The 19,218-nt window shown below is 64.5% G+C and carries 20 protein-coding genes; 9 read left to right on the plus strand and 11 right to left on the minus strand.

The genetic code is table 11. The annotated features are described in order from the left end of the window. Window positions 1-42 precede the first annotated feature (42 nt). From mdtD to JMJ54_RS05765, 3 genes are read right to left on the minus strand one after another with little or no spacing between them, the layout of a single operon-like run. Entirely contained in the window at window positions 43-1,452 is a 1,410-nt protein-coding gene (gene mdtD / locus JMJ54_RS05755) for a multidrug transporter subunit MdtD (RefSeq protein ID WP_203536998.1), read from the minus strand. Continuing rightward, window positions 1,449-3,239, minus strand: coding sequence for a monovalent cation:proton antiporter-2 (CPA2) family protein (locus tag JMJ54_RS05760; RefSeq protein WP_203536999.1), 1,791 nt, complete (start codon window positions 3,237-3,239; stop codon window positions 1,449-1,451). Before JMJ54_RS05760 ends, mdtD begins: the two co-directional genes overlap by 4 nt. 48 nt (window positions 3,240-3,287) lie before the next feature. Then, a complete protein-coding gene (locus JMJ54_RS05765; RefSeq protein ID WP_203537000.1) occupies window positions 3,288-3,977 on the minus strand; it encodes a 4'-phosphopantetheinyl transferase family protein in 690 nt (229 codons plus the stop codon). A gap of 176 nt (window positions 3,978-4,153) precedes the next feature. Here JMJ54_RS05765 and JMJ54_RS05770 point away from each other — a divergent pair, with 176 nt between their 5' ends. The 6 genes from JMJ54_RS05770 to hslO all read left to right on the plus strand — a co-directional run bounded on the left by JMJ54_RS05770 (window position 4,154) and on the right by hslO (window position 8,414). After that, the gene (locus JMJ54_RS05770; RefSeq protein WP_203537001.1) at window positions 4,154-4,918 is read left to right on the plus strand and encodes a 2,3-dihydro-2,3-dihydroxybenzoate dehydrogenase; all 765 of its coding nucleotides are present in this window, start codon (window positions 4,154-4,156) and stop codon (window positions 4,916-4,918) included. 390 nt (window positions 4,919-5,308) lie between these two features. Further along, complete coding sequence (orn, locus tag JMJ54_RS05775) at window positions 5,309-5,875, plus strand: oligoribonuclease (RefSeq protein ID WP_203537002.1); 567 nt, start codon at window positions 5,309-5,311, stop codon at window positions 5,873-5,875. A 25-nt stretch (window positions 5,876-5,900) separates the two neighbouring features. After that, the gene (locus JMJ54_RS05780) at window positions 5,901-6,389 is read left to right on the plus strand and encodes a CinA family protein (RefSeq protein WP_203537003.1); all 489 of its coding nucleotides are present in this window, start codon (window positions 5,901-5,903) and stop codon (window positions 6,387-6,389) included. Then, a complete protein-coding gene (locus JMJ54_RS05785) occupies window positions 6,386-6,967 on the plus strand; it encodes an MFS transporter (protein WP_203537004.1) in 582 nt (193 codons plus the stop codon). Before JMJ54_RS05780 ends, JMJ54_RS05785 begins: the two co-directional genes overlap by 4 nt. 14 nt (window positions 6,968-6,981) lie before the next feature. Then, window positions 6,982-7,458, plus strand: coding sequence for a NanQ anomerase/TabA/YiaL family protein (locus JMJ54_RS05790; protein ID WP_203537005.1), 477 nt, complete (start codon window positions 6,982-6,984; stop codon window positions 7,456-7,458). A gap of 83 nt (window positions 7,459-7,541) precedes the next feature. Next, on the plus strand, window positions 7,542-8,414 hold the full coding sequence (gene hslO / locus JMJ54_RS05795; protein WP_203537006.1) for an Hsp33 family molecular chaperone HslO: 873 nt from the start codon (window positions 7,542-7,544) through the stop codon (window positions 8,412-8,414). Window positions 8,415-8,460: 46 nt separating this feature from the next. Here the strand turns inward: hslO and JMJ54_RS05800 are convergent, their stop codons facing one another. From JMJ54_RS05800 to JMJ54_RS05825, 6 genes are all read right to left on the minus strand, one after another. Then, entirely contained in the window at window positions 8,461-8,835 is a 375-nt protein-coding gene (locus JMJ54_RS05800) for a hypothetical protein (RefSeq protein ID WP_203537007.1), read from the minus strand. Continuing rightward, window positions 8,832-9,062, minus strand: a complete 231-nt coding sequence (locus tag JMJ54_RS05805; protein WP_203537008.1) for a DUF1653 domain-containing protein — start codon at window positions 9,060-9,062, stop codon at window positions 8,832-8,834. The genes JMJ54_RS05800 and JMJ54_RS05805 overlap by 4 nt, the downstream gene beginning before the upstream one ends. A 67-nt stretch (window positions 9,063-9,129) precedes the next feature. Next, window positions 9,130-11,763, minus strand: coding sequence for an alanine--tRNA ligase (alaS, locus tag JMJ54_RS05810; RefSeq protein ID WP_203537009.1), 2,634 nt, complete (start codon window positions 11,761-11,763; stop codon window positions 9,130-9,132). A gap of 226 nt (window positions 11,764-11,989) precedes the next feature. Beyond that, the gene (locus JMJ54_RS05815) at window positions 11,990-13,177 is read right to left on the minus strand and encodes a multidrug effflux MFS transporter (RefSeq protein ID WP_238999919.1); all 1,188 of its coding nucleotides are present in this window, start codon (window positions 13,175-13,177) and stop codon (window positions 11,990-11,992) included. Between the two features lie 194 nt (window positions 13,178-13,371). Beyond that, window positions 13,372-14,010 carry an NAD(P)-dependent oxidoreductase gene (locus tag JMJ54_RS05820; RefSeq protein WP_203537010.1) on the minus strand — a complete coding sequence of 213 codons (639 nt, stop codon included), beginning with the start codon at window positions 14,008-14,010 and terminating at the stop codon, window positions 13,372-13,374. Between the two features lie 16 nt (window positions 14,011-14,026). Continuing rightward, window positions 14,027-14,653, minus strand: a complete 627-nt coding sequence (locus JMJ54_RS05825) for a DsbA family protein (RefSeq protein WP_203537011.1) — start codon at window positions 14,651-14,653, stop codon at window positions 14,027-14,029. Between the two features lie 95 nt (window positions 14,654-14,748). Between JMJ54_RS05825 and JMJ54_RS05830 the strand changes: the two genes are divergently transcribed. Further along, on the plus strand, window positions 14,749-15,651 hold the full coding sequence (locus JMJ54_RS05830; protein WP_238999920.1) for a LysR family transcriptional regulator: 903 nt from the start codon (window positions 14,749-14,751) through the stop codon (window positions 15,649-15,651). Here JMJ54_RS05830 and recX read toward each other — a convergent pair. Both recX and recA read right to left on the minus strand, forming a co-directional pair. Next, the gene (recX, locus tag JMJ54_RS05835) at window positions 15,648-16,106 is read right to left on the minus strand and encodes a recombination regulator RecX (RefSeq protein WP_203537012.1); all 459 of its coding nucleotides are present in this window, start codon (window positions 16,104-16,106) and stop codon (window positions 15,648-15,650) included. The genes JMJ54_RS05830 and recX overlap by 4 nt on opposite strands. Window positions 16,107-16,162: 56 nt before the next feature. Then, window positions 16,163-17,218, minus strand: coding sequence for a recombinase RecA (gene recA, locus JMJ54_RS05840; protein ID WP_203537013.1), 1,056 nt, complete (start codon window positions 17,216-17,218; stop codon window positions 16,163-16,165). A gap of 217 nt (window positions 17,219-17,435) precedes the next feature. Here recA and JMJ54_RS05845 point away from each other — a divergent pair, with 217 nt between their 5' ends. Beyond that, complete coding sequence (locus JMJ54_RS05845) at window positions 17,436-18,707, plus strand: D-amino acid dehydrogenase (RefSeq protein WP_203537014.1); 1,272 nt, start codon at window positions 17,436-17,438, stop codon at window positions 18,705-18,707. 45 nt (window positions 18,708-18,752) lie between these two features. Continuing rightward, entirely contained in the window at window positions 18,753-19,196 is a 444-nt protein-coding gene (locus tag JMJ54_RS05850) for a spore coat protein U domain-containing protein (RefSeq protein ID WP_203537015.1), read from the plus strand. Window positions 19,197-19,218 lie beyond the last annotated feature (22 nt).

Genomic DNA, 19,218 nt, shown 5'->3' on the forward strand with positions numbered 1-19,218 from the left:
TCTCTATAATTTATTTCTTAAAGCTTACATTTTTCCTGTTGTTCATTCCAGCTCGACATGACCAGCTTCGCTGCACTCGCGGTCGTTCGGGTCGAGCTGCCAGAAAATCCACGCGCTGATCGCAGTGATGACACCGACGCAGGCGAACGTCACCTGAAAGGCCTGCAGCGCCGTGCCGGCTTCGGCATGCCCGAAGTAGTCGCTGAAAGCACCGAGCATCGCACCGGCAGCGGCGACGCCGAGGCTCATCGACAGCGTCATGATCATCGACAGCAAGCCGTTGCCCTCCGACGCCTGCGAGGTTTCCAGATCCTTCAGCGCCAGGGTGTTCATCGCGGTGAACTGGATCGAGTTGACGCCGCCGAACAGTGCCAGCTGGACGATGCGCAGCCACAGCGGTTCGTTGGCCGAGAACAGCGCGAAGCTCATGATCATCAGCCCGGTCAGGAAGGTGTTCGACACCAGTACGCGCCGATAGCCGAAGCGCTGGATCAGCGGCGTGACCCAGCGCTTGGCCGCGAGGCCGGCGATGGCGGTCGGCAGCATCATCAGCCCGGCTTCGAGCGGCGAGAAGCCGAGGCTGACCTGCAGCATCAGCGGAATCAGGAAGGGCACTGCGCCGGCGCCGATCCGCGCGAACAGGTTGCCCCAGACGCCGATCGTGTAGGTGCGGACATGGAACAGCGTCAGGCTGAACAGTGGCTTGTCGTGCCGGCCGGCGTGCAGCACGTAGACGCAGATTGCTGCCAGCCCGGCGATCAGCAGCAGCGTCACCACCACCGTTTTCAGACCCAGTTCGGCGAGGCCGTCGAGCGAGACCGAGATCGTCACCATCGCGAACGCCAGCAGCAGGTAGCCCGCGGTGTCGAACCGCTGCTGCTCGGTGCCGAAGAAGGCCGGCATGAAGCGGGCCGTCGCAATAGCGCCGAGGATGCCGATCGGAATGTTGATCAGGAAGATCCAGTGCCACGAGGCGTAGACGACCAGCCAGCCCCCCAGCGTCGGGCCGATCAGCGGACCGATCAGCCCCGGGATGGTGACGAAGCTCATCGCCGCGAGGAACTGCGCGCGAGGAAAGGCGCGCAGCACCGCCAGCCGGCCGATCGGCAACAGCATGGCGCCACCGACACCCTGAATGACCCGGGCGATGACCAGCTGCCACAGTGCATGGGCCTGTGCACACGCGAACGAGCCGATCGTGAACAGGATGATCGCCGCCAGATAGACGCGTTTGGTGCCGAAGCGGTCGGCCAGCCAGCCCGACGCCGGCATCAGCAGGGCGACGGTGAGCATGTAGCTGATCACCACCGACTGCATCCGTAGCGGGCTTTCGCCGAGGTTGGCCGCCATCGACGGCAGCGCGGTGTTGACGATGGTCGAGTCGAGCGTCTGCATGAAGAAGCCGATGGCCACCAGCCACAGCAACCAGCGGTTTTCCCTTTCGTCGTTCACGCGTTGTCCTCCTTGTCCACGGCGCTGCTGTCGGACTCGAACAGGCTTTCGAGTTCGCGCATCGCGTCCTTCGTCGCCTGGATCATCTGCTGTTCGTCATGCGACACCGCGTGCTGACGCTGCAGCAACGATTCGTCGTTGGCGCGGAACAACGCCAGCGTGCGATCGCGTCGCGCATCGCTCAGTCCCAGTCCGGTCAGCACCTGACCGGCGAGTTCGAGGCTGTCGAGGAAGGTTTCACGCTGCAGCGCGGTCACGCCGAGGTCCATCAGCCGGTAGGCATGGAAACGGTTGCGCGCGCGGGCGTAGATTTTCAGGTCCGGAAAGTGTTCGCGCACCATCTGCGCGGTCTTTAGCGAGGCCTCGATATTGTCGATCGCCAGTACGAAGACCTTGGCTTCGTCGGCACGCGCGGCGCGCAGCAGGTCGAGTCGCGAGGCATCGCCATAGAACACCTTGTTGCCGAAACGCCGGACGAAGTCGACCTGATCGGCGCTGACTTCGAGCGCGGTAAAGCCGATTTTCTTCAGCCTCAGCACCCGGCCGACGATCTGGCCGAAGCGGCCGAAGCCGGCGATGATCACCGGCGTCGCGTGTTCGGGGGCGATGGTGTCGAATTCGCGCTTGGGCTTGCGGTCGAGCTTGGGCGCCAGCCAGCGCTCGTGCACCAGCACCAGCAGCGGCGTGGCGACCATCGACAGCGTGACGACGATGACCAGCAGATCGGCGAGCGGCTGGTTCATCACCTTTTGTTGTACCGCGAGGTTGAACAGCACGAAGGCGAACTCGCCGCCCTGTGCCAGCGCGATGCCGAGACGCCGCGCCTGATTGTCGCCGGCCTTGGTGATCCGGCCGATCAGGTAGAGCACGGCGAACTTGACCGCGACCAGCCCGGTGATCAGCCCGACGATGAGCAGGAAGTCGGTGCCGAGCAGGCCCAGATTGGTCGACATGCCGACTGCGATGAAGAACAGCCCGAGCAGCAGGCCCTTGAACGGTTCGATATTGGCTTCGAGTTCGTGGCGGTATTCAGAGTCGGCGAGCAGCACGCCGGCAAGAAAGGCACCGAGCGACATCGACAACCCGGCGTGCTCCATCAGGATGGCGGTGCCGAGTGCGACCAGCAGCGTTGCCGCGGTGAAGACCTCCGGATTTCCCGAGCGGGCGATCAGCCGCAGCGCAGGCCGCAGCAGCAGCCGGCCACCGATGATGACGCCGCCGACGACGCCGGTGACCCGCAGCGCGCCCAGCCAGCCGGGCTCGGAGCTCTTGACCGCCGCCACGCCGAGCAGCGGCAGGATCGCCAGAAACGGGATGACGGCCAGATCCTGGAACAGCAGCACCGCAAAACCGTCGCGGCCGTAGCGTGTCGTCAGTTCCTTCTTCTCGGCCAGCATCTGCAGCACGAAGGCTGTGGAGGAGAGCGCCAGCCCGAAGCCGGCGACGATGGCCGATTGCACCGTCAGCCCGAAGACCAGTGCGGCGCCGGCAAGCAGGGCACCGGTCAGCAGCACTTGTGCACCGCCGAGGCCGAAGACCGAGCGGCGCAGTACCCACAGCCGGCTGGGCTGCAGCTCTAGGCCGATGATGAACAGCAGCAGCACCACGCCGAGTTCGGCAAAGTGCAGGATGCTGTCGACCTGGCTGACGAGACCGAGCCCCCATGGCCCGATCAGTACGCCGGCGGTCATGTAGCCGAGGACGGCGCCAAGACCCGAAAGCCGGAACAGCGGGACCAGTGCAACGGCGGCGGCAAGGAAGAGGGCGATCTGGGCGGTCAGCGTCATGCGGTCATCCGGGTTGGGGGCGGTGCGGTATTCATCAATGTAGCGGGATCAGCGGTGATCACTGGCCGGAACGGCACACAGTGAAAGCACGAAGCCATCACTGCGTGCCAGCCGCAGCGCATATTCGGCGCCTTGCGGGCAGGCGTCCGACAGTGTCGTCGTCAGGCGCAGCGTTGCAGTGTCTACGCTGGCGGCGACGATTTCGGCATCGTGGAAGCCGAAATAGCGGCGTACTTGCGGGTACAAAGCCTTGAACAGACTCTCCTTCATCGAGAACACTGCCGTGAACCACTCGGCGACACCCAGACTGGCGGGGCGCAGCGCCCATTCGGCATCGATCCCGACCTGGGGCGACAACCGTTCGGCACGCGCGGCGTCGACCCACGGCTCGATATCGATACCCAGCCCCGCATAAAGCGTGCCCGGGGCAACCGCAGCGAGTGCGGCGCCGTGACTGTGGGTGATGGCGCCGATCCAGCCTGCCGGCCACTGCGGCGCCCGATTGTCGCCGATTGCCAGTGGCATATCGCCGTCGTAGCCGGCCTGCCGCAATGTCGTGCGTGCGCAGTGGCGGCCTGCGAGGAACTCGATCCGGCGTTTGAGCACGGCACTGGCGAGCGCCGCCGGCAGCAATTCGGGATCAAGGCGCTGCAGCGTGGCGTCGTCGATGTCGAAGTGCTGCGCCGACAGAACCACGCCATCTGGAAGCTGGGTGAAGGAAGGAAGGCTGGAAATCATGCTGCGATCTTACTCGCGGTGGCGGGTGTTGCCAGCTTCCGATTCGGTGCTTTTCGCAGCGAATTCGCGTTGCGGCAGAGAAAATCGTTCCGGCAAAGAAAATCCGGAGCCGATCGAAACGGGCCGATCACGCCACGGTGATAATGTCGAGAATCATTTTCATTTTGAGGTCGGGCATGAAATTCGAATCCGGAATCACCGTCGTCAGTGGTGCGGCGCAGGGCATCGGCGCCGCGGTGGTCGACGCGCTGCTGGCGCGGCAGGTTCAGGTGGTCGCGCTCGACGTCAATGCCGATGCACTGGTGCGGCGCTATGCAGGCGTGGGCGGGGTTACCCCGCTGGCACTGGATGTCTGCGACGCAGCGGCGGTCGAGCGCGCGGTGGCGCAGATCGAAACCGAGATCGGGCCGATCGGTGCGCTGGCCAATGTGGCCGGCATCCTGCGCATGGGGAGCCTGCTGGACGCTCCCGTGGCGGACTGGCTGGCGACATTTGCGGTGAACACCCACGGCGTCTTCCACCTGAGCACGGCAGTGGCGCGGCGGATGAAGGCGCGGGGGCATGGCGCTATCGTTACGGTCGGCTCGAATGCCGCTGCGACGCCGCGCACGCTCATGGGCGCGTACTGCGCATCCAAGGCCGCGTCGGCACAGTTCACCCGTTGTCTGGGTCTGGAGCTCGCCGAATTCGGCATCCGCTGCAACATCGTCTCGCCCGGCTCGACCGATACCGAGATGCAGCGCCAGCTGTGGACCGACGACAGCGGCCCGGCGCGCGTGATTGCCGGTTCGCTCGACGGCTACCGCCTCGGCATTCCGCTGAAAAAGATTGCCACGCCGGACGATGTGGCCGGTGTCGTGCTGTTCCTGCTGTCCGATGCCGCCAACCATGTGACGCTGCAGGACATCGTCGTCGATGGCGGGGCGACACTCGGGCGCTGAACCGATTGCAGGCGGGGCGTGGACGGGTGATCACCGATGGCGCAATGCCACGAACCGGACCGACGCCACGCCTGTAGCGCGCCCAAAAAAATCCCCAGCGCGTGCGCTGGGGAAGGGGGACAAGAGGCCACATGGCAGGGCGGCACTCCGCTTTGCAGTGTAATGCTGCATCGCAGCAAATCAATCCGCGTCACCGGGCGCCTGCCGAACGGTCGGGGCGCAAGCGAAGAAAACGGCAAATCCTGGCGGTGAATATGCCCGCGGCAAAAGGCCGGACGGGCTTCGATGCTAAAATCGGAGTCAGATTCCGGCCTGAAGCAGCTCGACGCGCGAGAACGCGATGCGACTGCCGCTCCGGCCTACACAAGCCACTGAAAAAAAGGATTTGCTATGGTCGATCAGAACCACCTGATCTGGCTGGACATGGAAATGACCGGTCTTGATCCGCAGAACGACAAGATCATCGAACTGGCGATCGTGATCACCGACAGCCAGCTCAACACCGTGGCCGAATCGCCGGCGTGGGCGGTGCACCAGCCGGACAGCGTGCTCGACGCGATGGATGACTGGAACAAGTCGACCCACGGCCGCTCGGGCCTGATCGACCGGATCAAGGCATCGACGCTGAGCGTCGAGGCGGTCGAGGCCGAAGCGCTGGCCTTCATCCAGCAATATGTGCCGCAACGCACCAGCCCGATGTGCGGCAATTCGATCTGTCAGGACCGCCGCTTCATGGCGCGCTGGATGCCCAAGCTCGAAGTCTGGTTCCACTACCGCAACCTCGACGTCTCGACGCTGAAGGAGCTGTGCAAGCGCTGGCAGCCGGACGTGCATCGCCAGTTCAAGAAGAAGGCCCGTCACGAGGCGCTGGCCGACATCTACGAGTCGATCGACGAACTCAAGTTCTACCGCGAGCACTTCCTCAAGGCGCCTGTCGCGCCGCTGCTGGTCGACTGAGCTTGTGGATGCGATGAACGCCCCCATGTTGAATACCGAAGCGCTGGCGGCCGAACTGGGCCGGCTGCTGCTGGCGCGTGGACAGAGCGTGACCACGGCCGAATCGTGCACTGGTGGACTGATCGCCGGTGCGATCACCGACATCGCCGGTTCGAGCAACTGGTTCAACCGCGGTTTCATCACCTACAGCAACAGCGCCAAGGTCGACATGCTCGACGTGCCGCCGGCCTTCATCCAGGGCCTCGGCGCGGTGAGCGAGCCGGTGGTCGCGGCGATGGTGCAGGGGGCGATGGCCGCGGCGAGCGCCGAGTGGGGTATCGCGGTGTCGGGCGTGGCCGGTCCCGGTGGCGGCAGCGCCGACAAACCGGTCGGGACCGTCTGGTTCGGCTTGGGGACACCGGCCGGCATCGTCACCGAACGCTGCGTGTTCGATGGTGATCGTGCCGCAGTGCGCCACCAGACCGTTGCGCACGGTCTCGATCGACTCGTGCAATTGATCAAGGAAACCCGATGACCACCGTCGTCGTCGTCAGAAAAAACAATCAGGTCGCGATTGCGGCCGACAGCCAGTCCACGTTTGGCGATACCGCGCTGGGCGCGGGGTTCGATGCGCAGTGGAACAAGATCTTCAAGTCGCACGGCAGCTATTTCTCGATTTCGGGCAGCGCCGCACACGATCTGGTGATCCAGGCCGCGCTGAAAAAGTCCAAGACGCTGGATTTCTCCAGCCGCGTGGCGATCTTCGAGAGCTTCCGCAAGCTGCACCCGAAGCTCAAGGAGGAGTTCTTCCTCAAGCCCGACGAGGAAGAGGACGATCCCTACGAATCGAGCCAGCTGACCGCGCTGATCGCCAACAAGCACGGTATCTTCGGCGTCTACAGCCTGCGCGAAGTCTACGAATACGCCCGCTTCTGGGCGATCGGCAGCGGCCACGACTATGCACTGGGCGCGATGCAGGCGGTGTATGACCGCGATGATCTGAGCGCACTCGATATCGCCCGCATCGGGGTCGAAGTCGGTTGCACCTTCGATATCAGCTCCAGCCTGCCGATGACCGAATATCTGCTCGATCTCGGTCAGGATGACGACTGACACGGGAACGACATATGTATATCGGTAAGCTGACCCAATGGCCCCAACAGCGCGCGGTGCTGCCTGACGCGGTGAATCGTGCGCTCGATGCGCTCGCGCAGCTTGATCTGGCCGGCATGCCGGCGGGGCGCTACGAAATCGACGGCGATCGCCTGTATTTCATGATCCAGGAAATGATCACCCAGCCCTTCGAGGCTGGCCGCCCAGAGGCGCATCGCCGCTATGCCGACATCCAGCTGTTGCTGAGCGGCGAGGAAGGCTACGGCATTGCCCCGCCTGATCCGGCGCTACCGGTGCTGGATGATTTTTTCGAAGGCCGCGACATCGGCTTTTATGCAACGCCAGTGAACGAACAACGCATCAATCTGCTGCCCGGCGACTTTGTCGTTTTTTATCCGGGCGAGCTGCACCGGCCCGGCCGCTGCGTGGCCGAGTCGATGCCGATCCGCAAGGTGGTGGTGAAGATCGACCGCACCCTGCTCGGCCTGTAGTGCGGCCAGCATCGTTGTGCCGGATGTTGCCGGCCCTTCATTGACTTACATCGAGAGTACCCGGCCGAGGCCGGCAGAGAACCATGACCCAAGACACGCTTGAACGTTTCCTTTTCGACGATGCGCCGGTGCGCGGCGAGATCGTCAAGCTCGATGCCAGCTACCGCGAAGTGCTGGCCCGTCACGATTACCCGCCGGTACTGGCGCGCTTCATCGGCGAACTGATGGCTGCCGGTACCTTGTTGTCCGCCACCCTGAAGTTCGAAGGCACGCTGGTGATGCAGCTGCACGGCACCGGTGCGGTCCGACTGCTGGTGGTCGAAGTGACCAGTGACAACACCATCCGTGCGATGGCGCGCTGGGAAGGCGACCTCCCCGACGTGTCGCTGGCCGAGCTGCTGGGCAACGATCGCCGCTTCATGCTGACGCTCGATCCGGACGAGGGCGAGGCCTATCAGGGCATCGTCGGCCTCGAGCCGGAACAGAGCGTGGCCGAGATCATCGAGCACTACATGAAGCACTCCGAGCAGCTCGAAACCCGGCTGTGGCTGGCGTGTGGCGACGGCCTGTCGGCCGGTCTGATGGTGCAGAAGATGCCGGCCGGACACGGCGATCCGGACGCGTGGGAACGCATCCAGATGCTGGCGCAGACGATTACCGACGAGGAAATGCTCGGTCTGCCGGTGCGCGACGTGCTGTACCGGCTGTTCAACGAAGAACAGGTCCGCGTATTCGATCCGGCCACCCCGCGTTTTGCCTGCACCTGTTCGCGTGAACGTGTCGGCGGCATGCTCGAAATGGTCGGTCGCGAGGAAGTCGATCACGTGCTGGCCGAAAAAGGCTCGGTCGATGTGACTTGCGAGTTCTGCGGCAAGGGTTACCACTTCGATCTGGTCGATGTCGAACAGCTGTTCGCCGGGCATGGCACTCAGCAGGGTAGCGCGCAGCGGCACTGATGGTTTCTGAAAAAAAACCCCGCAATGCGGGGTTTTTTGTTGTGCGCTAGATGGCCAGCCAGACCAGCACGCCGGTGGCGACGCCGAACCAGAAAAGCGTGCGCATCAGTCGCGCAGTATCGCCAAGTGGTGTTGGCGGATTCCAGTCGGCAAAGGCATGGAGTACGCCGTAGCAGAACCACGCCAGCGCTGCGATCAGATCGGCGATCAGCGGGCCACGGCAAAAGCCCAGAACGGCAAACATCAGCGCCGAGACTGTCACGGTGGTGGTCAGGGGCGTGATGCTGTCAACCAGCCAGACGAGCAGGAAGGCAAAAAACAGACCGTACACGGTGCCGAAAAAGCAGCCGATGAGCGCATAAACGCCCCGGTCTTCAAGACTGAGCGGGGCTTCCTGCGGATCGGACCGGCGAGATGTCATTCGACCGGGCCGACCCAGGCAAAGCGCGGTACCGATTCGCCGTTGACCACGACTTGTTCGAAAAACATCGCGTACGGCCGTACCCACAGGCCGAAGTCACCGTACTGGGCACGGTACAGCACCATCCACTCGGTGGTTTCCGAATGCCGGACGACGTCGATCACTTCGTAGTTCAGGTTCTTGTAGTGGCGGTAGCGGCCGGTTTGCAGCGGCGGGCGGGGTGTCATGTGTTCTCTCGATGTAAAAACGGCTGGCACGCGGGGTGACCAGCCGTTGTTTCGCGTCGTGCGATGATCAGAGCTTGGCGTCAACCCAGGCGCCGACGCTCTTCAGTGCGTCGGGCAGGTTTTCCGGCTGGGTGCCGCCGGCCTGCGCCATGTCCGGCCGGCCGCCACCCTTGCCGCCGACTTGCGATGCGACATGGTTGGCGATCTCGCCGGCCTTGACCTTGCCGGTCAGATCCTTGGAGACGCGGGCGATGATGCTGACCTTGCCGTCGTACGCGCTGGCCAGCACCGCAATGCCGGAGCCGATGCGATCCATCAGCTTGTCGCTCATCTCGCGCAGCGTGCCGCCATCGACGCCGTCGACGTTGGACACGACGACCTTGACGTCCTTGATCGTCAGCATGCCCAGGCCGACCAGCTGGTCAAGCTGGCCGAACGCCATCTGGCTCTTGAGCTGCTGCGCTTCCTTCTGCGCGGCCTTCAGTTCGGCCTGCAGCTTCTCGAGCTTGTTGACCAGTTCGCCCGGCTGCGCGCCGGCCACGCCGGTGGCGGCCTTCAGTTCGGATTCAAGCGCCTGCACCGTGGCCAGTGCGCCTTCGCCGGTGACGGCTTCGACGCGGCGGATGCCGGCGGCGACGCCCGATTCGGCGACGATCTTGAAGAAGCCGATGTCACCGGTGCGATGGACGTGGGTACCGCCGCACAGTTCGGTCGAAAATTCGCCCATCTTCAGCACGCGCACTTCGTCGCCGTACTTCTCGCCGAACAGCGCCATGGCGCCGGCCTTGATCGCGTCGTCGTAGCTCATCAGGCCGACGTCGACCGCATGGTTGGCCATCACGACGTGGTTGACCAGCGCTTCGATCTTGGCGATTTCCTCGGCGGTCAGCGCCTTCGGGTGGCTGAAGTCGAAGCGGGTGCGCTCGAACGTGACCAGCGAACCCTTCTGTTCGACATGGGGGCCGAGCACATCGCGCAGCGCGGCGTGCAGCAGGTGGGTGGCGCTGTGGTTGCGCTGGGTCGCGTGGCGCTTGTGCAGGTCGATGGTGGCGGTGACGCTGTCGCCGACCTTGAGGCTGCCGCGCGCGAGCTTGCCCTGATGGCCGAACACGTCGGCCTTGACCTTCTGGGTGTCGGTCACGTCGAACAGCGCATTCAGGCCGCCAGCGACCGAGATCTCGCCTACGTCGCCGGCCTGACCGCCCGATTCGGCGTAGAACGGCGTGTTGTCGAGCACGACGACGCCGTCATCGCCGGCGTCGAGCTGCTGGACCTGCTCGCTGCCCTTGTAGAGTGCGATCACCGTCGCTTCGGTGCTGACTTCGGTGTAGCCGTGGAAGGTCGACGCGTTGCCGTCGTAGGCGAGGCCGGCGGTCATCTTGAAGCTGCCGGCGGCGCGGCCGCGCTCCTGTTCTTCCTTCAGTTCACGCTCGTAGCCGGCCATGTCGAGTTCGAGATTGCGTTCGCGGCAGATGTCGGCGGTCAGGTCGATCGGGAAGCCGTAGGTGCTGTGCAGCGTGAACGCGGTCTTGCCGTCGAGCACGGTCTTGCCGCCTTCGAGCGACTTTTCCAGCAGCGCCATGCCGATATCGAGCGTGCGGGCGAACTGTTCTTCCTCGGCACGCAGTGCGTCCTCGACCTTCGCCTGGCCTTCGCGCAATTGCGGGTAGGCGTCACCCATCACGCGGGCGAGGTCGTCGACCAGCTTGTGGAAGAACACGTTCTTCTGGCCGAGCTTGTAACCGTGGCGCACGGCGCGACGGACGATGCGGCGCAGCACGTAGCCGCGGCCTTCGTTGCTCGGCAGCACGCCGTCGGCCACGAGGAAGGCGCAGGCGCGGATGTGGTCTGCAATGACCTTCAGCGACGGTACGTCCTGGCTGTAGGCAACGCCGGTTTCGCGTGCAGCAGCGCGGACGAGGTCGGCGAGGATGTCGGTCTCGTAGTTGGACTTCACGCCCTGAAGCACCGTCGACAGGCGCTCGAGGCCCATGCCGGTGTCGACCGAAGGCTTCGGCAGCGGGTGCAGCGTGCCGGTTTCGTCACGGTTGAACTGCATGAAGACGTTGTTCCAGATCTCCATGTAGCGGTCGCCGTCTTCGTCCGGCGATCCCGGCGGGCCGCCGGCGACCGACGGGCCGTGGTCGTAGAAGATCTCGGTACACGGGCCGCAGGGGCCGGTGTCGCCCATGGTCCAGAAGTTGTCCGACGCGTACGGCGCGCCCTTGTTGTCGCCGATGCGGACGATCTTCTCGGCCGGTACGCCGACGGTCTTGTTCCAGATGTCGAAGGCTTCGTCGTCGCTAGCGTAGACGGTGACCATCAGCTTGTCTTTCGGCAGATTCAGCCATTGCGGGCTGGTCAGGAATTCCCAGGCAAAGGTGATCGCGTCGTGCTTGAAGTAGTCGCCGAAGCTGAAGTTGCCCAGCATTTCGAAAAAGGTATGGTGGCGCGCGGTGTAGCCGACGTTTTCGAGGTCGTTGTGCTTGCCGCCGGCACGCAGGCATTTCTGGCTGGTCGTGGCGCGGGTATAGGCGCGCTTGTCGAAGCCGAGGAAGCAGTCCTTGAACTGCACCATGCCCGCCACGGTGAACATGATGGTCGGGTCGTTGTTCGGGACCAGCGGGCTGGAGGCGACGACCTGGTGGTGCTTGCTGGCGAAGAAGTCGAGGAACTTCTGGCGAATCTCGGCGGTTTTCATGGGCGCTGGGCTCGGAAAGGCGTGCAAATTGCAAACCTTGGATTCTAAAGGAAAGCCCGCCGGGGAGGATAGCGGCGGGCTTGCGGCGCGGCTTGCGTGTCGCCGTTGCGGTTCCGGATGCGGTGTCGTTCAGGGGCAGATCGTGAGGCAGTCGCCCTGAAACGGCAAAGGACGTCGGTCCGGGATCAGGCGAACCCGACCCCGGCGGAAGCAACGATGCGAGGGGCTAACGGCGGGAAAAGCGACGATTGATTGCCCAGCCGATCAGGCCGAACAGTGCCATCGACCAGGCGAGCGGTCTGGCCGTGCCGTCGTGGATCATCCCCATGGCGAAGGTCGCCAGTGTGGCCAGTCCGTACTGCAGTGTACCGAGCAGCGACGATGCGCTGCCGGCGCGTTCCGGATGGTTGGCCAGCGACGCCGCCGCGGCGTTCGGGTTGACGAAGCCGAGGCTCGTCATGAAGCAGAAGATGCCGGCCAGCAGCAGCGGCATGGTCGCAACGCCGGCGACGCCGGCAACGGCCAGCAGCACCGAAGCGGCAAGCACGGCCACCAGTCCGGCGCGCAGCAAGGTGTAGATGCTGTTGCGCTTGAGCAGCGCGGCATTGATCTGCGATGCGGCAATCAGGCCGACCGAGTTGGCGCAGAACACCCAGCCATAAGCGCTCGGGCTGAGGTGGAACAGCTCGATCAGCACGAAGGGCGAGCCGGCGAGGTAGGCATACAGCCCGGCCTGGGCAAAACCGCCGGCGATGGCATTGGTGCTGAAGTCGCGGTCGCGCAGGATCTCGACGTAACCGCGGAATACGCTGAACGGATTGAGCGACGTGCCCGGATCGGGCTGCCGCGTTTCCTTGAGCGTGGCGATCACGGCGGTCAGGCAGGCAAGGCCGAAGGCGACGTTGAGGCCGAAGATCACCCGCCAGCTCGACACCTGCAGGATGTAGCCGCCCAGCAGCGGTGCAAGGATCGGCGAGACGCCCATGATCAGCATCAGCATCGAGAACGACCGCGCGGCTTCGCGCGGATCGCAACGGTCACGGACGATGGCGCGCGCAAGCACGATGCCCGAACACGCGCCGAAGGCCTGGATGAAACGCCAGACCATCAGCGCTTCGATACTTTGCGCCAGCATGCAGCCGATCGAGGCAAGCGAATACAGGACCAGACCGGCGACCAGCGGTTTCTTGCGGCCGAAGCGGTCGCTGGCCGGGCCGTAGACCAACTGGCCGCAGAGCAGGCCGACGAAAAAGGTCGTCAGCGTCAGCTGCACCGCGCCGCTGCCGGCGTTGAGGCTGTGCTGGATGGCCGGGAATGCTGGCAGGTACATGTCGATCGACACCGAGCCGATCGCGGTCAGGGTGCCGAGCAGCAGCATCCAGCCGGGGATGTGGAAACGCGGAGTGGAAGTCATGCCGATATGCTGCCAGCAAACGGGAATTGTTACCTCGAAAATAATCCCGAAAGAAATCAAATGGCCAAGCCGGGCACGGTGCTGGCCGAGCTGGTGATGACGCCGGACAGGCCGGCTTGGCACCAACGGTTACGCGGGCGGTTGTGGTAAGTGCTCTGGGGAAGCTACCGCCCGCGTGTTGCTTCGGTTGAAGCTCAGTAGCCGACGGTAAAGCGTGCGCGGCTGTGCTTCGGTGTTTCCAGTTCGTCGATCATCGCCACGGCGTAGTCTTCGACCGAAATCACGCTGTTGCCGTCGGCGTCGACGATCAGCTGGTCACCGCCGAGACGGAAGCGGCCGGTGCGTTCGCCCGGTTGCAACATCGCCGACGGGCTCAGCAGGGTCCAGTCGAGCGCGGCTTCGGCACGCAGCAGGTTCAGCGCTTCGCGGGCGCCAAGCGCCGATGCTTTCCACTGATCGGGGAACTCGGGCGTGTCGACGAGCTGCACGCCCGGCGCGACTTCGAGACTGCCGGCGCCGCCGACGACCAGCAGGCGGGCGACATTGGCGGCCTTGGTCGCGGCGACGATGGACTTGAAGCCGTCGACGAAGTAGCCGAGCACGTCGTTCTGGGCATGACCGCTGAAGGCGCTGATCACGGCGTCGTGGCCCTTGAGCTGCGCTGCCAGCGCGTCGGTGTCCTGAACCTTGACGGCAACGCCGGTCAGATTGGCGTGTGCCTGCAGCTTCTCGGGGTGCTGGACCAGCGCGGTGACGCGGTGGCCGCGGGCGAGGGCTTCGGCGAGCAGTTTGGAACCGACGTAGCCGGTAGCACCGATGAGGGCGATGTTCATGGAAAGCTCCTTGGGATCAGGCGTGGTTGGCAACGAACTCGACCAGCGCGGCCGGGTTCTGGAAAAGCAGGCTATTGGGCACGATGACGACGTCGTCGCCACGGCGCAGCAGTAGGACCGGAACGCCGCGCAGGTTCAGCTGGCGCATCAGCATCCGGGCTTGGGCAACGTCGTGGTGCAGCGCTTCGGACCAGCCGGCGGCAAAGTCCGCCTGCAGCGCGGTGGCATCGAGCCCGAAGTCGGCTGCGAGGGTTGCAAGCTGCGGCGCATCGACCAGCACGCCGTCGACGTAGCGCAGCGCCTGCACCCGTTGTAGAACGTCCAGCGCCCGTTCGGGGTGCTGGCTGGCAATCAGGTGCCATGCCAGCGTGGCCGAGGTCGAGTCGAGCACGATCCGGTCTCCGCCGAGCACCTGCTCGCGGTAGGTCTCGCTGAAGGCGACGCCGGTGCGTTCGCGAATCTGCAGGTCGCTCTGCCAGAAGTAGGCCTCGGCGGCGGGCACGTCGGCAGCGCCGGCAAACAGGCCGGTCGGCAGCAGGCGCCAGGGCAGGGGGCTGGCATCGCGCAAGGCGGCGAGTGCGGGATGGGCGCCGTAGCACCAGCCGCAGCTGGGGTCGAACAGCAGGATCAGTTCGGTGGACATGCTGGCATCCGTTCAATCGATGGGGTGATGATGCGCTTCGGAATTGAATGGATAAATCGCCCGGTTGATAATTGATTGTTATCGATATGGAAACAATGGCGATGGTCCACGACCTGAACCGGCTGGCAGTGTTTGCTGCCGTCGCCGAAACCGGCAGTTTCACCGCTGCCGCCGAGCGCATCGGCAAGCCGAAGTCGCAGCTCAGTGTGCAGATCAGCCGTCTCGAAGCCGAGCTGGGTGTGCGGCTGTTCACGCGGACGACGCGCAAGGTCAGCCTGACCGAAGCCGGCAGCGCCCTGTTCGACGATTGCGCGCCGCTGCTGTGCGAGATGGCGGCGGCGCTTGAACGGCTCGACGTCGACCGGCGCGAACCGCGCGGCCTGCTGCGGCTGACAGTGTCGGCCGAGTACGCGGCGACCGTGCTGGCACCGCTGATCGTCAGCTTCATCGAACGCTATCCGAAGATGGAAATCGACGTGGTCACCGCCAGCGAGCAGGTCGATCTGGTCGATGCGCGGCTGGATCTGGCGATCCGAATGGGCTGGCTGAAGGATTCGAGCCTGCGGGCGGTGCCGCTCGGGGATTTCGGCCAGTGGGTTGTCGCGGCGCCGGATTATCTGCGGCGCCACGGCACGCCGCAGACGCCGGCCGAACTGGCGGCGCATCGCTGGGTGGCGCTGACGCTGCTGCGATCACCGCTGCAATGGACGTTTGCCACGCCGGCCGGCGGGGACGAGGCGGTCAGGGTGAAGGCAGCGCTGAAGGTCAACTCGACCGCCGGGCTGCAGGGGCTGGTGACTGCCGGGGCCGGGTTGTCGACACTGCCGGATTTCATGGTGGCCGAACAGGTCAGGATCGGCCAGCTGACGCGGGTGCTCGGTGGCTACGCCTTACCGAGGGCCGGCATCTACGCGGTCTATCCGGATGGCCGGCATGTGCCGGCCAAGGTCAGGGCATTCATCGACCACGTGCGCGACGCGCTGGTGGCCGTGCCTTAACAGCTGTCGTCGTCCTCGCCGCCGATGACCCGGTAGACGACGTCGAGCGAGAAGCCGCGGCCGGCGAGAAAGCGTGCCTGTTTTGCGCGTTCTTTCGCATCCTGCGGCGGTGCACCGAATTTTTTCTGCCACTGCGCACGGGCCTGCGCGAATTCGTCGTCGGCGACGCCTTCGAGCGCGGTATCGATCAGCGCATCGTCGACGCCCTTCTGCCGCAGCTCGGCGCGCAGTCGCTGCGGGCCGTAGCGCTGCGAGCGGAAGTGCGCCCATTGCTCGGCAAAGCGTTCGTCCGACAGCCAGCCTCGGGCAACGAGGTCGTCAAGGATGGCGTCGAGCGCAGCCTCGTCGCCGTCGGCGTGCGGCAACAGCTTCTGGCGCAGTTCGAGGCGTGCGTACTCACGCCGGGCGAGGTGGGCGAGGGCGCGGTTGCGTAGCGTCGGTGTGGTCGGGGCCATAAGGGCTCGCAATGAAAAACGGCCGGTAAACCGGCCGTCTGTTTGGCGATGGTGGCTTATTCGGCCAGTGCTTCGGCGTCGTCGTCGATGGCAGCAGCACCGGTATCCAGCGGCAGCACCGGGCCGATCTTTTCGCGCACCTTGGCGACGATCTCGGCGGCCACTTCCGGATTGTCCTTCAGGTACTGGCGCGAATTCTCCATGCCCTGGCCGATCTTGTTGCCGTTGTAGCTGTACCAGGCGCCCGACTTCTCGACGATCTTCTGCGCCACGCCCTGTTCGATAATCTCGCCTTCGCGCGAGATGCCTTCGCCGTAAAGGATGTCGAAGGTGACGATGCGGAACGGCGGGGCGACCTTGTTCTTGGCGATTTTGACCTTGGTCTGGTTGCCGATGATCTCGTCGCCCTTCTTGACCGCGCCGATGCGGCGGATGTCGAGACGGACCGAGGCGTAGAACTTGAGCGCGTTGCCGCCGGTGGTGGTTTCCGGGCTCTGTCCCGGCATCATCACGCCGATCTTCATCCGCAGCTGGTTGATGAAGATCACCAGCGTGTTGGTGCGCTTGATGTTGCCGGTCAGCTTGCGCAGCGCCTGGCTCATCAGTCGCGCCTGCAGGCCGACGTGCACGTCGCCCATTTCACCTTCGATTTCGGCCTTCGGCACCAGTGCGGCGACCGAGTCGACGACGATGATGTCGACACCGCCCGAGCGGACCAGCATATCGGCGATTTCCAGCGCCTGCTCGCCGGTGTCCGGCTGCGAAATCAGCATTTCCGGCACGTTGACGCCAAGGCGCGCAGCGTAGATCGGGTCGAGTGCGTTTTCGGCATCGATGTAGGCCGCGGTACCGCCGAGCTTCTGAATTTCGGCGACGACGTGCAGACACAGCGTCGTCTTGCCCGACGATTCCGGCCCGAAGATTTCAACGATACGACCACGCGGCAGGCCACCCACGCCGAGGGCGAGGTCAAGGCCGAGCGAACCGGTCGACACGACCTGCAGGTCGTTCTCGATCTGGTTTTCGCCCATCTTCATGATGGAGCCCTTGCCGAACTGTCGTTCGATCTGCGCCAGTGCCGCGGCGAGCGCCTTGCTCTTGTTGTCGTCCATGTCCGTCAGTCCGGGGTGTCGTTTGTCTTGGTGCCGATTGTAGAACAATTGTTCTACGAATAAAAGATCATCGATCGGGATTGTTACCGGGCAACAGCAGGGGAAAGGCGGTGATTTGCAAGTGCGACAGATTTACCCAGATCAAAGCAGGTCCAACTCGGTGGGCGGTGGCAATTTGCACGCGGCATAATGCCGTCTCTTGCGGGAGGGAAGCTGGATGCGGGTGATCGTGCTGGGGGCTGGGGTGGTTGGTGTGACGTCGGCGTGGTTTTTGGCGCAGGCCGGGCACGAGGTGACGGTGATCGACCGCGAGCCGGAAGCCGGGCTGGAAACCAGCTATGCCAACGGCGGACAGATTTCGGTCTGTCATGCCGAACCGTGGGCCAACCCGAAGGCGCCGTGGAAAACCCTGCAGTGGCTGGGCGAGGAAGACGCGCCGCTGCTGTTCCGGCTGAAAATGGACCCGGCGCAATGGCGCTGGGGACTGCGTTTCCTGCAGGAGTGCACGCCGGCCCGCGCGCGCAGCAATCTGCAGAATCTGGTCCGGCTCGGGTTGTACAGCCGCGCACAGCTGCAGCAGGTTCGCGCCGATACCGGGTTGCACTACGACGAACTGTCGCGCGGCATCCTGCATTACTACACCGACGAGGCCGATTTCGCGTCGGCGATTCCGGCGGCGGCGGCGATGCGCGAGATCGGCCTCGACCGTGAAGTGAAGAATGCCGCCGAGTGCCTTGCGATCGAACCGGCGCTGGCGCACAGCCGGCTTCCCATCGTCGGCGGCACTTATACATCGACCGACGAATCGGGCGATGCACGCAAGTTCACGCAGGAGCTGGCCCAGCTGGCCGCCGCGCGCGGCGTGGTGTTCCGCTACCAGACGCGGATCACCCGCCTGCGGCAGGCCGGTGGCAGGATCGACGGAGTCGACGTCGAGTTCGATGACGACGGCGAGACGGTGACCGAAACCTTGCACGCCGATGCGTATCTGGTCTGTCTCGGCAGCTACAGTCCCTTGCTGATGAAACAGGTCGGCATCACGCTCGACATCTATCCGGCCAAGGGCTACTCGGCGACGATTCCGGTGGGTGACGCCGATCTGGCGCCGACGGTGAGCCTGACCGACGACGGCTACAAGCTGGTGTTCTCGCGCCTTGGCGACCGCTTGCGGGTGGCGGGCACCGCTGAATTCAACGGCTACGACCTCGAACTGAACGAGGTGCGCTGCAAGGCGCTGATCCAGCGCACGAGCGAAATCTTCCCTGACATCGCCGGTTACGACGATGCCGAATTCTGGTGCGGGCTGCGGCCGGCGACGCCGGGCAATCTGCCCTATATCGGCCAGAGCCCGATCGCGAATCTCTATCTGAACACCGGCCACGGTACGCTGGGCTGGACCGAATCCTGCGGGTCGGCCCATGCGATCGCCGAACTGATGTCGGGGCGCCGGCCCGACGTGGATTTCCCTTTTCTTGAAGGCGCGCGCTGATGCAGGCGTCCGCGTGCCTTGCATGCAACCGTCGCGGGTGAGCGAATGATGCGGATCTGGCTGTGTCTTGCCTTGCTACTGGTCGGCCCGGCGCGTGCGGATACCCGCGGCATGCCGGTGACGGCGAGCGTGCCGGGCAGCTGCAAGTTCAGCAATGCCGACGACGTGGTGCTCGACTTCGGCACGCTGGTCCCGGGGCAGGGCGTGCGGCAGGTGTCGCAGCCGGTAGCGTTCACCTGCAGTACCGGTACGCAGTACACGGTGACGATGGATCTGGGCCGCTATCCGGATGGCCAGCAGCGCCGGATGCGCGGCGACAGCGGCGGCTACATTCCCTATGCCCTGAGCGCGGCACCCACCAGCGGCAGCGGCCAGGGCGAGCTGACGCCGATTTCGCTGGTGCTGACCGCCAGCGTCGAGGCGGCCGCCTACGTCGACAGCCCGATCGGCAGTTACAACGACAATGTGGTGCTGACCGTTTCGCCCTGATTGAGTTATGTGGGTTTTACCG

Origin of the sequence: Jeongeupia naejangsanensis (genome assembly GCF_016865585.1) — a bacterium.
Taxonomy (GTDB): Bacteria; Pseudomonadota; Gammaproteobacteria; order Burkholderiales; family Chitinibacteraceae; genus Jeongeupia; species Jeongeupia naejangsanensis.

What these genes read in the sequence shown, in the direction of transcription:
- JMJ54_RS05780 (WP_203537003.1), top strand. Translation starts at nt 5,901, where the DNA reads ATGTTGAATACCGAAGCGCTGGCGGCCGAACTGGGCCGGCTGCTGCTG.
- JMJ54_RS05850 (WP_203537015.1), top strand. Translation starts at nt 18,753, where the DNA reads ATGATGCGGATCTGGCTGTGTCTTGCCTTGCTACTGGTCGGCCCGGCG.
- JMJ54_RS05790 (WP_203537005.1), top strand. Translation starts at nt 6,982, where the DNA reads ATGTATATCGGTAAGCTGACCCAATGGCCCCAACAGCGCGCGGTGCTG.
- orn (WP_203537002.1), top strand. Translation starts at nt 5,309, where the DNA reads ATGGTCGATCAGAACCACCTGATCTGGCTGGACATGGAAATGACCGGT.
- JMJ54_RS05825 (WP_203537011.1), bottom strand. Translation starts at nt 14,653, where the DNA reads ATGTCCACCGAACTGATCCTGCTGTTCGACCCCAGCTGCGGCTGGTGC.
- JMJ54_RS05800 (WP_203537007.1), bottom strand. Translation starts at nt 8,835, where the DNA reads ATGACATCTCGCCGGTCCGATCCGCAGGAAGCCCCGCTCAGTCTTGAA.
- JMJ54_RS05830 (WP_238999920.1), top strand. Translation starts at nt 14,749, where the DNA reads ATGGCGATGGTCCACGACCTGAACCGGCTGGCAGTGTTTGCTGCCGTC.
- JMJ54_RS05770 (WP_203537001.1), top strand. Translation starts at nt 4,154, where the DNA reads ATGAAATTCGAATCCGGAATCACCGTCGTCAGTGGTGCGGCGCAGGGC.
- JMJ54_RS05785 (WP_203537004.1), top strand. Translation starts at nt 6,386, where the DNA reads ATGACCACCGTCGTCGTCGTCAGAAAAAACAATCAGGTCGCGATTGCG.
- recX (WP_203537012.1), bottom strand. Translation starts at nt 16,106, where the DNA reads ATGGCCCCGACCACACCGACGCTACGCAACCGCGCCCTCGCCCACCTC.
- JMJ54_RS05765 (WP_203537000.1), bottom strand. Translation starts at nt 3,977, where the DNA reads ATGATTTCCAGCCTTCCTTCCTTCACCCAGCTTCCAGATGGCGTGGTT.
- JMJ54_RS05820 (WP_203537010.1), bottom strand. Translation starts at nt 14,010, where the DNA reads ATGAACATCGCCCTCATCGGTGCTACCGGCTACGTCGGTTCCAAACTG.
- recA (WP_203537013.1), bottom strand. Translation starts at nt 17,218, where the DNA reads ATGGACGACAACAAGAGCAAGGCGCTCGCCGCGGCACTGGCGCAGATC.
- hslO (WP_203537006.1), top strand. Translation starts at nt 7,542, where the DNA reads ATGACCCAAGACACGCTTGAACGTTTCCTTTTCGACGATGCGCCGGTG.
- alaS (WP_203537009.1), bottom strand. Translation starts at nt 11,763, where the DNA reads ATGAAAACCGCCGAGATTCGCCAGAAGTTCCTCGACTTCTTCGCCAGC.
- JMJ54_RS05805 (WP_203537008.1), bottom strand. Translation starts at nt 9,062, where the DNA reads ATGACACCCCGCCCGCCGCTGCAAACCGGCCGCTACCGCCACTACAAG.
- JMJ54_RS05760 (WP_203536999.1), bottom strand. Translation starts at nt 3,239, where the DNA reads ATGACGCTGACCGCCCAGATCGCCCTCTTCCTTGCCGCCGCCGTTGCA.
- JMJ54_RS05845 (WP_203537014.1), top strand. Translation starts at nt 17,436, where the DNA reads ATGCGGGTGATCGTGCTGGGGGCTGGGGTGGTTGGTGTGACGTCGGCG.
- JMJ54_RS05815 (WP_238999919.1), bottom strand. Translation starts at nt 13,177, where the DNA reads ATGACTTCCACTCCGCGTTTCCACATCCCCGGCTGGATGCTGCTGCTC.